The following is a 13,355-nucleotide window of genomic DNA, read 5'->3' as shown; positions in this document are numbered from 1 at the left end:
AGACCCCATGCAGAAGATCAAGAAGGTGCTCAACTCGAGCGTCGTGCTCGTCGTCGACGAGCACGACGTCGAGCGGGTCGTGCTGGGCAAGGGCATCGGCTACGGCGCCCGGCCCGGCGACCCGGTGCGCGCCGACGCCGTCGACCAGACGTTCGTCGAGCTGCCCGCGGCCGACCGGCGCGACCTCGTCGAGCTGATGGCGCGCATCCCGGGGGAGTTCGTCGACCTCACGCGCGCGATCGTCGCGGCCGGCGAGGAGAGCGGGCTGCAGCTCGACCCGCACGTCTACCTCGCGCTCGCCGACCACCTGCACTTCGCCGTCGAGCGGCACCGGCAGGGCCTCGTCATCGTCAACAAGCTGGTGTGGGAGGTGCGCACCGTCTACCCGACGCAGTACGCGGTGGGCGTACGGGCCGTCGCCCTGACGCACGAGCGCCTGGGCGTGCAGCTGCCCGACGAGGAGGCGGCGAACGTCGCGTTCCACCTCGTCAACGCCGACGTCGGGCACGAGGGCGTCGACTCGGTGCGCGTCGTCCAGCTGATCGGCCAGCTGACCACGATCGTCGAGCACTCGACCGGCGCCCGCCTGCACGGCGGCGACCTCCACGCCGCCCGCTTCGTCGCGCACCTGCAGTACTTCGCCGAGCGCTTCTTCTCCGGCCGCTTCGTCACGAGCGAGGACGACTTCCTCTTCACCAGCCTCAGCACGCGCTACCCGCGGGCCGTCGCGTCGGCCGAGCGCGTGCGGGCCTTCCTCCGCGCCGAGCACGACGTCGAGCTGCCCAACGAGGAGATCGCGTACCTCGCGCTGCACATCGCCCGGGCCGCGCCCGCATGACCCGGGCTGCCGGCGCGACACCTGCCTCGCCGGTGTCGCCCCGGCCGTTCACCCCCACCGACCACCACCACCGCACGAAAGGCACCACCCCATGACCCAGCGCACCGTCTCCGTCGGCTCGTCCGTCGGCCTCCACGCCCGCCCCGCCGCCCTCTTCGTCAAGGCCGCGGCCGCCACCGGCCACGCCGTCACGATCACCCTCGCCGACAAGACCGTCGACGCCCGCAGCCTCCTCGCCGTGATGAGCCTCGGCGCCGGCAGCGGCGCCGAGCTCGTGCTCGACGTGACCGGCACCGACGAGGAGCGCGTCGCCGACGAGCTGGCCGCGATGCTCGAGTCGGACCTCGACGCGGCGTGACCTCGGGAGCCGGCCTGCGCCTCCACCTGGTCCGTCACGGCGAGACCCTCTTCAACGTCCGCAAGCAGCTGCAGGGCTGGTGCGACTCGCCGCTGACGCCGCGCGGGCGTCGGCAGATCGCGGCCCTCGGCGAGCGGATGCGCGGGGTGCCGCTGACGGCGGCGTTCACGAGCGACCTGCTGCGCACGCGCGAGACCGCCGCGGGCGCGCTCGCCGGGCACCCCGAGCTGACGGCGACGCCGCTCACCGACCTGCGCGAGTGGTCGTTCGGCGGCTGGGAGGGACAGCCCAACCCGGCGCTGTGGGAGCCGCTCTTCGCCCGGCACGGCGTCGCCTACGGCGCCGAGGGCGCGTGGGGCACCGTCGCCGCCGCGGGGTTCGAGCAGCTCGTCGACGCCATCGCCGAGACCGACGACCTCGACATGGCCGAGGACGCCGACCAGCTCTGGACCCGGATGCGCGGCGCCGTCGCGTCGATCACCACCGTCCCCGACGGGGCCGGCCCGGACGCCGGGGCCCGGGCCTCGGGCGACGTTCTGGTCGTGACCCACGGCGCGTACATCCAGACGCTGCTGCCGCTGCTCGTGCCGGGGACGCTGCTGCCGCCGGGGTTCCCGAACTGCGGGATCGCGAGCGTGTGGCTGGGGCCGGACGGCGAGACGCAGTTCTTGGGCGTCGACGCGTCGTGCGCGGGGGCGTAGGCGGCTAGGCCAGCGCCCGCCGCCGCTGCACGGCCCAGACCGTCAGGGCCGCGCCCGGCAGGCACGCCGCGACGACCATGACGAACGGCCAGCCGCCCGCCTGCCACAGGGTGCCGGCGAGGGCGGAGCCGACGGCGCCGCCGATGAAGTTGCCGACGATGAACACGGTGTTGTGGCGGCTGCGGGCCGCGGGGTCGATCGACAGCATCCGCGTCTGAGCCAGCACCTGCACCGCCTGCGCCCCGACCGAGAACAGGGCCACCGAGGCGAAGATCACCAGCGCGAGCCGCGAGCCCAGCCCCGACACCACGAGACCGACGAGGATCACCGACAGCGCGACCCCGATCGCCGGCACCCCGAGGCCGCGGTCGAACAGCTTGCCGACCTGCATCCCGGCGACCGCCCCGACCACCCCGATCAGGCTGACGAGCCCGATCTGCGTCGCCGAGAACCCGAACGGGTCGGCCGAGAGCAGGTACGTGAGACCGGTCCAGAACATCGTGAAGACGCACATCGTCAGCGAGCCGATCAGCATGACCGTGACGACCGTGCGGCTGCGCACGGTCCTCAGCACCGACAGCAGCAGCGCCCCGTAGGGCACCGATCCCCGGGCGGGCAGGGTCGGCAGTCGCCGCGCCATGACGAGCGTCAGCACCACCATGATCACCGCCGCCGCCACGTAGACCGCGCGCCAGCCGAGCAGGTCGGCCACGATGCCGCTGATCGCCCGCGACACGAGCAGCCCGAGCACGAGGCCCGACGCGACCGTGCCGAGCACCCGGCCGCGCTGCTCGTCCGTCGACAGGTCGCCGGCCAGGGGCGTGATCAGCTGACCTGCGACCGTCGTCACGCCGATCAGCGCCAGGGTCGCCAGCAGCACCGAGAACGACGGTGCCGCGGCCGTCGCGAGCAGCGCCACGGCGGCCCCGCCCATCAGCACGGGGATCGCCTTCTTGCGGTCCACCACGTCCCCGAGCGGCACGAGGAAGAACACCCCCAGCGCGTACCCGACCTGCGTCAGCGTGACCGCGAGCCCGGCCGAGCTCGTCGACATGCCGAAGTCGTCGGCGATGACGCCGAGCAGGGGCTGCGCCCAATAGAGGTTGCCGACCGCGGCTCCGCCGGCGACGGCGAAGAGGAGGGTGAGACCGCGGGACATCCCCGGGGAGGCGGGACGCGCCTCCTGCGCTGTCGCCTCCGTCATGCGGGCGGCGCCTGCAGGTCGTCGTCGCTGACGTGCTCGAGCCAGGTGGTCGTCGTCGCGGGGTCGTCGGCGGACTCGAGGATCGCGAGGTGCTCCATGTACGAGTCGGGGCCGGCGGCGTGCCAGTGCTCCTGGCCGGGAGGCGTGTAGACCGTCTGCCCGGCGTGCGCCTCGAGCACCTGCCCGTCGCGCGTGCCGAAGCGGCCCGTGCCCTGCGTCACGCGCAGGTACTGCCCGCGGGCGTGCGAGTGCCAGGCCGTGCGGGCGCCGGGGGCGAAGCGCACCAGCCCGACGGTCGTGCGCTGGTCGGCGTCGTGCGGCGCGACGATCGGGTCGAACCAGACGTCGCCGACGAACATCTCGGGCGGGTTCTTCACGCTGGGGGCGATGGGCTCGATGTTCATGACTGCTCCTGTCCGTGGTCGCGCTCGTGATCGTGATCGGGTTCGTGGTGGTACTCGGTCCGGTCGCGGAGGACCGGGGTGCGGGCGGTGCCCACGGTGGTCGTGGTGCCCGGGGCGGTGGTGCTGCCCGCGATCGCCGGTGCCTCGGCCTCGTCGGTCGCGGCCCACGACGCCAGCAGCCGCAGCCGGTCGGCGCTCGGCGAGCCGGGCTCGGCGGTGTAGACGAGCACGGTGACGCCGGGCTCGGCCGTGACGCCGAGGTCTTCGTACGCCAGCGTCAGCTCGCCGACGAGCGGGTGGCAGAACCGCTTCGTGCCGGCGCCGTGGCGGCGGACGTCGTGGGCGCCCCACAGGCTGCGGAACGTGTCCGACCGCGTCGACAGCTCGCCGACCAGGTCGTGCATGCCGCGGTCGAACGGGTCGCGCCCGGCCTCGGCCCGCATGTTCGCCACGCACATCTCGGCGAAGCGCTGCCAGTCGGGGTAGAAGTCGTGCGACGCCGGGTCGAGGAACTGGAACCGCGCGAAGTTCGGCGACGTCCCCGCGCGCTCGGCGCCCTCGAACACCGGAGCGTAGAAGGCGCGGCCGAGGGCGTTCGCGGCGAGGATCTCCTGGCGGGCGTTGCGGACGACGGCGACGCCCTCGGTGATCGCCTCGATCGCCCAGCGCAGGGCCGGGCGCTGCTCGACCGGCCTCGACGCGCGGCGGGCGCGACCCGGCCCGGTGACCGGGGACCCGTCGGAGGCGCGGGCCAGGTCGATCAGGTGGTCGCGTTCCGGCTCGGTCAGCATCAGGGCCCGCGCGATCGCGTCGAGCACCGCGGCCGAGGCGCCGCCGATGGCGCCGCGCTCGATGCGCGAGTAGTACTCGACGCTCATGCCGGCGACCGCGGCGACCTCGCTGCGGCGCAGCCCCGTCACGCGCCGGTTGCCGCCGCCGGGCAGGCCGACGGCCTCGGGGGTGACGCGGGCACGGCGCGACATGAGGAACTCGCGGACGTCGTCTCGGATGGCCATGCCCTCACGCTACGACGCAGGGGTGCCCTGGTGGGTGGCCCTGGTGGGACACCTCAGGGGGCGGCGGGGGCGTCCGGGGTGGCGGGGGGCGCGGCCGGGGCGGGGGCGGAGGCCGGGCGGAGGAGGGGGCGGCCGGGGGTCGCCGCGGTGCGCAGGTCGGGCAGGGGCCTGGGGAGGGCGGGACGCGCCTCCGCGGGCTGGGCGGGGGAGGCGGGGGGTGCCTCCGCGGGTCCGGGCGTCGACGTCGGGGCCGGTGCCGAACCGGGGGCCGGCGCTGACCCGGGGGTCGACGCTGACCCGGGGGCGGCCGCGGCCGTCGGGGCCGACTCGGGCTCCGCGGGCTCGTCGTCCCCACGCCGGGGCTCGGAGTCGGGCTCGGGCTCGGGCTCGCCCGCCGCGACGGGCTCGGCGGAGGCGACCAGCTCGGCGGCGGCGACCGGCACGGACGAGCCGGGGCGCGACTCCTGGGCGAAGGAGCCGAAGCGCAGCACGTCGGCTCCGTACGAGGCGAGCAGCGCGGTGACGTCCTCGACGCGGGCCTGCGAGAGGCGCTTCGTCGAGCGTCCGGCCAGCTCGCGGACCAGGGCCACGAGCTGGGCGCGGGTGGCGACGATCGGGGTGGACGCGCCTCCCTCGGCGGTGTCGCGGTCGGTCGCGTAGACCGTCGCACGGGGGTGCGAGTAGAGCACGGCCGTGTCGAACCAGCAGCGGGCGCCGAGCTCGGCGTGCACCCTGTCGGAGAGGTGCTGCGCCTGGCGACGGACCTGCGCGGCGGGCGCCTTCCGGCCCTGGTGCGTCCGCACCGTCAGCACGGTCGGCGAGTCGTCGACCAGCTGCAGCGCGAACGGCGGCGTCAGCTCGGCCTCGTCCACGACGCCGCCGAACGCCGGGAAGACCGTGCTCGGCAGCGTGCCGTCGAAGACGATGCCGCGCCAGTTCTTGTTCTCGACCACGAGCGCGCCGGTCTCGCCCACGATCACGTGGTCGACCTGGGCGACGAACCGTCCGGAGGCGCCGCTCACCACGGGCACGAACACCACGTTGGTGAGGAGGACGACGTCCGCCCCGGCCTCACGACACGCGTCGGCGATGAGCTCGCGCGACGTCGCCTCCCACTTGAGGCCGTGGGCGACGAGGGCGCGCGCCTGCTTCGCCTCCTCGAGGGCGGCGGCGCGCTCGGCGGCCAGGGCCTCCTTCTCGCGGGCGGCCTCGGCGCCGGTGCGGGCGAGGGCCTGGTCGTGGCTGGCCTCGAGCGCGGCCTGCTGCTCGCGGGCCCGGCGCGACTGCTCGTCGGACTCGGCCCGCGCGGCGGCCCGGGCGGCGCCCAGGCGACGGCGGGACACGAGGGCGAGCACGATCACGACGACCAGGAGGGCGGCGGCGACGATCCACGGGACGAGCTGGTCGAGGGTCATGCGACCAGCAGAGCACGCGCGAGGGCGCGGGCGGGCGTCCCTCGCCGGGGGCGGGCGAGGTCGGGGGTCGGACCGCGCCCGCCCGACGGGAGTTGGGTCAGGTCACGCACGCCCACGTCGAAGGAGTCGTCCCATGCGAGAACTGCCGATCGTCAAGGCCCTGTCCGCCGTCGAGAACGCCACGGTGCTCGACCCGCTCGTCGCGACGGTGCAGGCCGTCGTCGACGCCGCCCTGCAGCCGCGGGCGCTCCGCGACCTGCTGCACGGCGTGCCCGCCGGGCACCCGCTCCACCCCGTGCTCGTGCTCGTGCCCACCGGCTCGTGGATCAGCGCCGCCGTCCTCGACGCCATGCCCGGCCAGGAGGTGGCCGCCCGCCGGCTCGTCGCCGTCGGGCTGCTCGCGGTGACGCCGTCGGCGCTCGCCGGGTTCGCCGACTGGGCGGCCACGCACGAGCAGCAGAAGCGGGTCGGCCTCGTGCACTCCGCCGCGAACCTCGTCGCGACGGGCCTCTACGGGGCGTCGTACGTGCAGCGGCTGCGCGGCAGGCAGACCAGCGCGAAGCTGCTCGGCTGGGCGGGCCTCGGCGCCGTCGGTCTCGGCGGCTTCATCGGCGGCCACCTCGCCTACCGCCAGGCCGTCGGCGCCAACCACGCGGAGGAGCTGCCGCACCTCGTCGGCCCCGGCTGGCACCCGGTCGCCCCGATCGACGACGTGCCCGAGGGCCGGCTGACGCAGTACGAGGTCGACGGCGAGCGGGTCACGGCCTTCCGTCGCGGCGACGGGGTCGACGTGCTCTCCGACGTCTGCAGCCACCTCTCGGCGCCCCTGTCGCAGGGCGAGGTCACGACCGAGGGAGGCGAGGCCTGCATCACCTGCCCCTGGCACGACAGCGTCTTCTCGCTCCGCACGGGCGAGGTGGTGCACGGTCCGGCGACCTCGCCGCAGCCCGTCTTCGAGACCCGCGTCGTCGACGGCGTGCTGGAGGCGCGGCTGCCGCACGCGGGCTGACGACGGGACCTGGGGGAGGCGCGGTGCGCGGGAGGCCGGCACCGCGCCTCCCGCGGTCGTCCGGCCTCAGCCGGTGACGGGATCGGCCACGCGCAGGGCCTTGATCGAGCTCGGCTGCAGCAGGTGCTCTCGACCCATGAGATAGCCGCCCGCGATGCCCACGTCGGCGCCGAGGCGGCTGTAGTCGATGACGAGGTCCTTCGTGGCCAGGGGGCGGGCGCGCGAGTAGACCGCGCTCCTGACCCCGGCGAGGAGCTCGTGGCCGACGCTCGCCAGCGCGCTCGTGATGACCACGCGTCGGGGGTTGATGACGTTGCAGAGCGAGGCGACGACCTCGCCGATGGCCTCGGCGCTCTCGTCGATGGCCTGCGTCACCGCCGGGTCTCCCTCGAGCAGGAGGCGCAGGAGCAGGTCGGAGCCGCGCAGCGTCGGGTCGCTGCAGGTGACTCCGGCCGCCTCGATCTTGGCGAGCATCGCGGGGACGGACGCGACGGCCTCGACGCAGCCCCGGGAGCCGCAGCTGCACAGGGCGTCGCCTCCCCGGGAGTAGGGGATGTGGCCCACGTCGCCCGCCGCCCCGTTCGCGCCGCGGATGATGAGGCCCGAGCTGTCGACGATCCCCGCGCCCACGCCGGTGCCGATCTGGACCGAGATCAGCGGCAGGTATTCCGGGCCGAGGAAGCCGGCCTCGCCCAGGGCCCGCACGCTGCAGTCGTTCTCGAGCAGCGCGGGGCAGCCGAGCCGCTCCTCCACGGCGGCCCCGACCGGGTAGCCGTCCCACGTCGGCATGATCGTGGGACGCAGGGGGGTGCGCGTCTCCGTGTCGATGCGAGCGGGGAGGGCCATGGCCGCGACCCAGTTGGCCGGAGGCACGGCGCGTCCGGCCGTGACGGCGGCCTCCTCGGTCAGCTCGTGGAGCAGGTCGGTCAATGAGCCGAGGTACGAGTCGGGGTCCTGCGAGACCGGCAGCTCGATCTGCCGACGAGCGAGGACCTCGCCGGCGAGGTCGACGACGGCCGCCGTCGTCTTGAGCGCGCCCATCTCGACGGCGAGGACCCAGCCTGCATGGCCGTTCAGGGCCACGGCCTCCGCCGGCCGTCCTCGGGCGATGCGTTTCTCGCCCTCGACGCGGACCAGCACGTTCCGGTTGAGCAGCCAGTCGACGTGCGAGCTGACCGTGGACCGTGGCAGCCCCGTGTGTCTCACCAGGTCGGCCTTGCTGGGAGCCCCCAGGTCGGCGACTGCCTGTGCGACGGCGCTCAGGACGTCCTCGGTGAGCACGGAGATGTTCTTCGGCCTCGCCGGGGCGACCAGCCGCGGCAACGCCTGCCCCGCGCCGACGTGTTCCGTCATTAATGCCCCGATCCGTCATTAATCCGTCGTTGAACGGCTCAATTCTCTTTCCTACTGTGACACACGGGCCGTCCAGCGTCGCCGCCCAGGCGACCAGGCCGTCCCTCCCGCACCCCCACGAACACGGAAGGCAGGCCGCCATGCGACCAGTCACCTACTCGGCGTCGATCATGACGGGCGACCTGGTCAACCTCCAGGCGACCGTCGAGGAGCTCGAGGCCGTCGGCATCGACACGTTGCACGTCGACATCATCGACGGGAGCTTCAGCCCGAGCATGCCGATGGGGCTCGACACGGCCGCCCGGCTCCGCCAGGTCACGTCGTTGCCGATGGACGCGCACGTCATGTCGACCAACAACGAGTACTTCGTCAGCGCCGTGCTCGACATGGGCTTCGAGAGCGTGACGTTCCACCACGAACCCACCCTCCACGTCGACCGGCTCGTCACGCTCATCCGCCGCGCCGGAGCCCGCGCGGGCATCGCCCTCAACCCGGCGACGTCGCTGTCGGTGCTCGAGTACGTGCTGCCCCAGGTCGACATGGTCTGCGCCATGTTGATCAACCCCGGCTACGCCACCTCGAGCAGCGAGACCCAGGTGCCGTACGCCGCCGAGAAGGTGCATCGCCTGCGTGCTCTGATCGACTCCGAGGCGCCCCAGGTCGACCTCCAGGTCGACGGCCGGGTGTCGCTCGACACCATCCCCGACCTCGTCCGGGCCGGCGCCTCGAACCTGGTCCTCGGAAGCACCGGCCTCTTCATCCCGGGGGCGACCCTGGCCGAGAACAAGCGGCGCCTCGACGAGGTCGTGGCGTCCGCGGCCGAGCCGGCGACGTCCGTCAGCGCCACCGAGGTCGTCGGGGCGGTGGCCCGATGAAGTTCTCCGAGGCACAGTCGCTCGTCGTCTCCGAGGTCTCCGCGACGCTCGACGCCGTGTCCGACGACGAGGTCGCCGCGCTCAGCCGCAGCATCGCCGAGGCCGACCGCGTCTTCTTCGTCGGCGTCGGACGCGTCCTCCTCGCCCTCGAGTCCGTGGCCAAGCGCCTGGGGCATCTCGGCGTCGACACCGTCGTCGTGGGCCAGGTCACCGAGCCGGCCATCACGCCCGCCGACCTGCTCGTCGTCGGCTCCGGGAGCGGCGAGAGCGCCATCCCCCTGGCCATCGCCGCGAAGGCCAAGTCGATCGGCGCGCGGGTCGCGCACATCGGCGCGAACCCGTCGAGCTCGATGGCCGCGCACGCCGACGTCTTCGTCCGCATCCCCGTCCAGACGAAGTTCTCGTCGGGTTCCGAGGTCAGCTCGGTGCAGCCGATGACGAGCCTGTTCGAGCAGTGCCTGCTGCTCCTCGGCGACTCGGTCGCGCTCGCCCTCATCGACTCGCAGGGCATCGACCTCGCGAGCCTGTGGCAGCACCACGCCAACCTCGAGTGATCGCCGCACCGATCCCCACCCCCACCCGCTCCGGCTACCAGCACCGAAGGACCACAGCATGAAGAACTGGATCGACCTCGACCGCAGGGTCGTCATCGTCACGGGCGGCGCCTCGGGCGTCGGCGCGAGCATCTCGGCCACCCTCCGCGCCAACGGCGCGATCGTGGTCGTCGCCGACCTCCGGACGAACGACGACGTGCCCGGCTGGAGCGACCGGTTCGTCACCTGCGACACGACGGACAAGGCCAGCGTGGAGGCGCTCGTCGCCGACGTCGTCGAGACCTACGGCCACGTGGACGCCCTGGTCAACAACGCCGGCGTCAACCGCCCCCGCCTCCTGGTCGACTTCTACGGCGAGAAGCCGGAGTACGAGGCGACCGAGGCCGACTTCGACTTCATCACCGGGGTCAACCAGAAGGGCCCCTTCCTCTGCGCCCAGGCCGTGACGCGCCACTTCGTCGAACGGCAGTCGGGCGTCATCGTCAACATCTCGTCGGAGGCCGGGGCCGAGGGCTCGGCAGGGCAGAGCCTCTACGCCGCCACCAAGGCCGCGCTGAACGGCTTCACCCGGTCGTGGGCCAAGGAGCTCGGCCAGCACGGGATCCGCGTCGTCGGCGTCGCGCCCGGCATCAACAAGCGCACCGCCATGAACAGCGACGCGAACTACGCCGCCCTGGCCTACACGCGCGGTCTCGACCCCGACCTCATCGACGACGACTACGCCTCCTCGATCCCGCTGCGCCGCGTCGGCGAGCTGGGCGAGATCGCCGACCTCGTCTCGTACCTGGTCTCCGACCACGCCAGCTACATCACCGGCACGACGCTGAACGTCACGGGCGGCAAGTCCCGCTGACCCCCGCCCGTCGCCGTCGACGGGCCCTGCACCACTCCGACAGACCACCCGCCTTGGAGGGCAGCTCATGGACATCGCAACGACGCACGTTCATCCCCGACGAGACCGCCGCATCCTGCAGCGCGTCCAACGATTCGGCAATTTCCTGAGCGGGATGGTGATGCCCAACCTCGGCGTCTTCGTCGCGTGGGGGCTGCTGACCGCCCTGTTCATCCCGACGGGATACTTCCCGAACGCCGACCTCGCGAACCTCGTGTCGCCCATCATCACGTACGCCCTGCCCCTGCTGATCGGCTACACGGGCGGACACATCGTGCACGGCGCCCGCGGCGGGGCCATCGGAGCGCTCGCCACCATGGGCGTCATCGTCGGCTCCGATGTGACGATGCTGGCCGGAGCCATGGTCATGGGCCCGCTGGCGGCCTTCCTGCTCAAGCAGGTCGACCGCTTCTTCGCCAGCCGCGTCAAGGCCGGCTTCGAGATGCTCGTGAGCAACTTCTCGATGGGCATCCTCGGGCTCGTCATCGTCGTCGCCGGATACCTCGCCATCGGCCCTGCCTTCGCCGTCGTGCTCGCGGTCCTGTCGGCGGGCGTGAACTTCATCCTGGCGAACGACCTGCTGCCGCTCCTGGCCATCCCGGTGGCCCCGGGTCAGGTGCTGTTCCTCAACAACGCCATCAACCACGGCATCATGGCGCCGCTCGGCATCCAGCAGGTGGCGGAGCAGGGACGCTCGATCCTCTTCCTGGTCGACGCGAACCCGGGACCGTCGGTGGGCACCCTGCTCGCCATCACCGTGTTCGGCCGGGGGCTCGCCAAGCGCACGGCCCCGATGGCGGCGCTCATCGCCGGCGTCGGCGGCATCGGCGAGGTGTACTTCCCGTTCGTCCTCATGAACCCGAAGCTCGTCCTCGCGACCATGGGCGGCATCGCCACGTCGCTGTCGATGTTCGTGCTGTTCGACGGCGGGACGGTGGCCACGCCCTCTCCCGGGAGCATCTTCGCCATGCTGGCCCTGACGCCGAAGGGGGCGTTGGCGGGCAACCTGATCGGCTTCTTCGCCGGGATGGCGGTCGCCTTCCTCCTGGCGGCCCTGCTGCTGAAGACGGGCAAGCGCCGCGGCGACGACGACGAGATAGCCGAGGGCGACGCCCTCGAGCGTGACCGCATCAACGCGGGCCTGGCCTCGGCCGGCACCGCCGGCCAGCCGATCCGGACCGTCGTCGTCGCCTGCGACGCCGGCATGGGGTCGAGCGCCATGGGGGCGTCCATCCTCGCCACGAAGGTCAGGAAAGCCATGCTCGACGTGACCGTGACGAACTCGAAGATCGAGGAGATCCCGAAGGGGGTCGACCTCATCGTCACCCACACGAACCTCATGGACCGCACGAAGCAGCGGCACGACGACGGCACGGTGCGCTTCATGGCGATCACGAACTTCGTCGAGGCCACCCAGTTCGACGCGATCGTCGACGTGCTCAGGACGGCGAACGGAGCAGCGGCGGCCTCGGCGGCGCCGGCGGCACCGGTGGCACCGGTGGCACCCGTCGCCGTCGACCCCGACGTCCTCTCGCGCGAGAACGTCGAGCTCGGACGCTCGTTCGTCGACAAGGAGGCGGCCATCACGGCGGCCGGGGAGATCCTCGTCCGGCAGGGCTACGCGACGTCCGCCTACGTCGACGCCATGCACCGCCGCGAGTCGCTGGTGACGGTCTACGTCGGCAACCACGTCGCCATCCCCCACGGGGACGACGGCTCGGCCGACGAGATCCTCAGGTCGGGCATCTCGGTCGTGCAGGTGCCCGACGGGGTCGCCTTCGGCGACGAGGTCGCGTACGTGCTGATCGGCATCGCCGGCAAGGACGGCTCGCACCTCGACATCATCAGCCGGATCGCCCAGGTCTGCTCCGACGAAGACCAAGTGGAGCGCATGCGCCGCGCCACGACCCCCGACGAGATCGTCGCGATCCTCACCGCGACCACGGTCGACGCCTAGCGAGACGACGGAGGTGCTCGGGGGAGGCGCGGTGCGCGGGAGGCCGGCACCGCGCCTCCCGCGGTCGTCGCGTCGTGCCGCGTGGTGCGGGTGTCGCGGGGGTGCCGGCGTCGCGTCACGGTCTGCGCGTCGCGTCACGTTCTTCCGCGACGTGGTGCGCGGAACGTGACGCGACACGGCGCGCCGGGCCCCGGACGACTACGTCGTCGGCCCCGCCGCCGCGTCGACGAGCGCCGCCGCGACCGCCCGGGCCGTCGCCGACCGGTGCCCCGGGTCGCGCAGGCGCATCGCGAGGTAGCCGGTGACGACGAGCAGCAGCTCGTCGGCGAGCGTCCCGGCGCGACCCGCGCCGACGACCGGCACCGCGGCCTCGCGCAGCCGCGACCGCAGCGACTCGGTGTCGACGTCGACGGCCCGCCGCAGCTCCGCGGGGGGCTCGACGTACTCCGCCGCCGACCCGAGGAAGGCGCACCACCGCGCCCCGTCCGCTCTCTCCCGGAAGGCGTCGAGCGCGTCGAACACGGCGAGGAGCCGCGCGCGAGGGGTGCGCGCGGCCGCGACCGCGTCGTCCCACACGCCCAGCCAGGCGGCGTGGCGACGGTCGAGGGCGGCGGCGACCAGCGCCTCCTTGCTGTCGTAGGCGCGGTAGAGGGTCGCGGACGAGACGCCGGCGCGCTCGAGCACGGCGTCGACCGGGGTGGCCGCGATGCCCCGCGTGAAGAACAGCTCGTCGGCCGCGTCGAGGAGCTTCTGCTCGGAGGACGCGCGGATGGCCATGA

Annotated in this window: 14 protein-coding genes; 8 read left to right on the top strand and 6 right to left on the bottom strand. The window is 73.3% G+C overall.

The features are described from left to right. Positions 1 to 7 precede the first annotated feature (7 nt). The 3 genes from EDF38_RS14125 to EDF38_RS14115 all read left to right on the top strand — a co-directional run bounded on the left by EDF38_RS14125 (position 8) and on the right by EDF38_RS14115 (position 1,897). Entirely contained in the window at positions 8 to 838 is an 831-nt protein-coding gene (locus EDF38_RS14125; protein WP_123356486.1) for a PRD domain-containing protein, read from the top strand. A 91-nt stretch (positions 839 to 929) separates the two neighbouring features. After that, positions 930 to 1,196, top strand: a complete 267-nt coding sequence (locus EDF38_RS14120) for an HPr family phosphocarrier protein (protein WP_123356484.1) — start codon at positions 930 to 932, stop codon at positions 1,194 to 1,196. Further along, on the top strand, positions 1,193 to 1,897 hold the full coding sequence (locus EDF38_RS14115; protein WP_123356482.1) for a histidine phosphatase family protein: 705 nt from the start codon (positions 1,193 to 1,195) through the stop codon (positions 1,895 to 1,897). The genes EDF38_RS14120 and EDF38_RS14115 overlap by 4 nt, the downstream gene beginning before the upstream one ends. 4 nt (positions 1,898 to 1,901) lie before the next feature. On the opposite strand, the gene EDF38_RS14110 is transcribed toward EDF38_RS14115, so the two are convergent. From EDF38_RS14110 to EDF38_RS14095, 4 genes are read right to left on the bottom strand one after another with little or no spacing between them, the layout of a single operon-like run. Next, entirely contained in the window at positions 1,902 to 3,101 is a 1,200-nt protein-coding gene (locus EDF38_RS14110) for an MFS transporter (RefSeq protein ID WP_233572474.1), read from the bottom strand. After that, entirely contained in the window at positions 3,098 to 3,505 is a 408-nt protein-coding gene (locus tag EDF38_RS14105) for a cupin domain-containing protein (protein WP_123356478.1), read from the bottom strand. Before EDF38_RS14105 ends, EDF38_RS14110 begins: the two co-directional genes overlap by 4 nt. Then, on the bottom strand, positions 3,502 to 4,521 hold the full coding sequence (locus EDF38_RS14100) for a helix-turn-helix transcriptional regulator (RefSeq protein WP_123356476.1): 1,020 nt from the start codon (positions 4,519 to 4,521) through the stop codon (positions 3,502 to 3,504). The genes EDF38_RS14105 and EDF38_RS14100 overlap by 4 nt, the downstream gene beginning before the upstream one ends. 53 nt (positions 4,522 to 4,574) lie before the next feature. Next, entirely contained in the window at positions 4,575 to 5,936 is a 1,362-nt protein-coding gene (locus EDF38_RS14095; RefSeq protein WP_123356474.1) for a nuclease-related domain-containing protein, read from the bottom strand. A 133-nt stretch (positions 5,937 to 6,069) separates the two neighbouring features. Here EDF38_RS14095 and EDF38_RS14090 point away from each other — a divergent pair, with 133 nt between their 5' ends. After that, on the top strand, positions 6,070 to 6,945 hold the full coding sequence (locus tag EDF38_RS14090) for a Rieske (2Fe-2S) protein (protein WP_123356472.1): 876 nt from the start codon (positions 6,070 to 6,072) through the stop codon (positions 6,943 to 6,945). Between the two features lie 66 nt (positions 6,946 to 7,011). On the opposite strand, the gene EDF38_RS14085 is transcribed toward EDF38_RS14090, so the two are convergent. After that, positions 7,012 to 8,298, bottom strand: coding sequence for an ROK family protein (locus EDF38_RS14085; protein WP_123356470.1), 1,287 nt, complete (start codon positions 8,296 to 8,298; stop codon positions 7,012 to 7,014). A 140-nt stretch (positions 8,299 to 8,438) separates the two neighbouring features. Between EDF38_RS14085 and EDF38_RS14080 the strand changes: the two genes are divergently transcribed. The 4 genes from EDF38_RS14080 (at position 8,439) to EDF38_RS14065 (ending at position 12,576) form a co-directional block, all read left to right on the top strand. Continuing rightward, positions 8,439 to 9,173, top strand: a complete 735-nt coding sequence (locus tag EDF38_RS14080; RefSeq protein WP_123356468.1) for a ribulose-phosphate 3-epimerase — start codon at positions 8,439 to 8,441, stop codon at positions 9,171 to 9,173. Continuing rightward, positions 9,170 to 9,727, top strand: coding sequence for a 6-phospho-3-hexuloisomerase (gene hxlB, locus EDF38_RS14075; protein ID WP_123356465.1), 558 nt, complete (start codon positions 9,170 to 9,172; stop codon positions 9,725 to 9,727). The genes EDF38_RS14080 and hxlB overlap by 4 nt, the downstream gene beginning before the upstream one ends. 58 nt (positions 9,728 to 9,785) lie before the next feature. Continuing rightward, a complete protein-coding gene (locus EDF38_RS14070) occupies positions 9,786 to 10,580 on the top strand; it encodes a sorbitol-6-phosphate dehydrogenase subunit (protein WP_123356464.1) in 795 nt (264 codons plus the stop codon). Between the two features lie 67 nt (positions 10,581 to 10,647). Beyond that, positions 10,648 to 12,576, top strand: coding sequence for a PTS mannitol transporter subunit IICBA (locus EDF38_RS14065; RefSeq protein WP_123356462.1), 1,929 nt, complete (start codon positions 10,648 to 10,650; stop codon positions 12,574 to 12,576). A gap of 198 nt (positions 12,577 to 12,774) precedes the next feature. Here EDF38_RS14065 and EDF38_RS14060 read toward each other — a convergent pair whose 3' ends face one another. Then, the gene (locus EDF38_RS14060) at positions 12,775 to 13,353 is read right to left on the bottom strand and encodes a TetR/AcrR family transcriptional regulator (protein WP_123356460.1); all 579 of its coding nucleotides are present in this window, start codon (positions 13,351 to 13,353) and stop codon (positions 12,775 to 12,777) included. Positions 13,354 to 13,355: the final 2 nt, after the last annotated feature.

The sequence above is a fragment of the Frigoribacterium sp. PhB160 genome, assembly GCF_003751785.1.
Lineage (GTDB): Bacteria > Actinomycetota > Actinomycetes > Actinomycetales > Microbacteriaceae > Frigoribacterium.
This window is presented reverse-complemented; position numbering and strand designations above follow the sequence as displayed.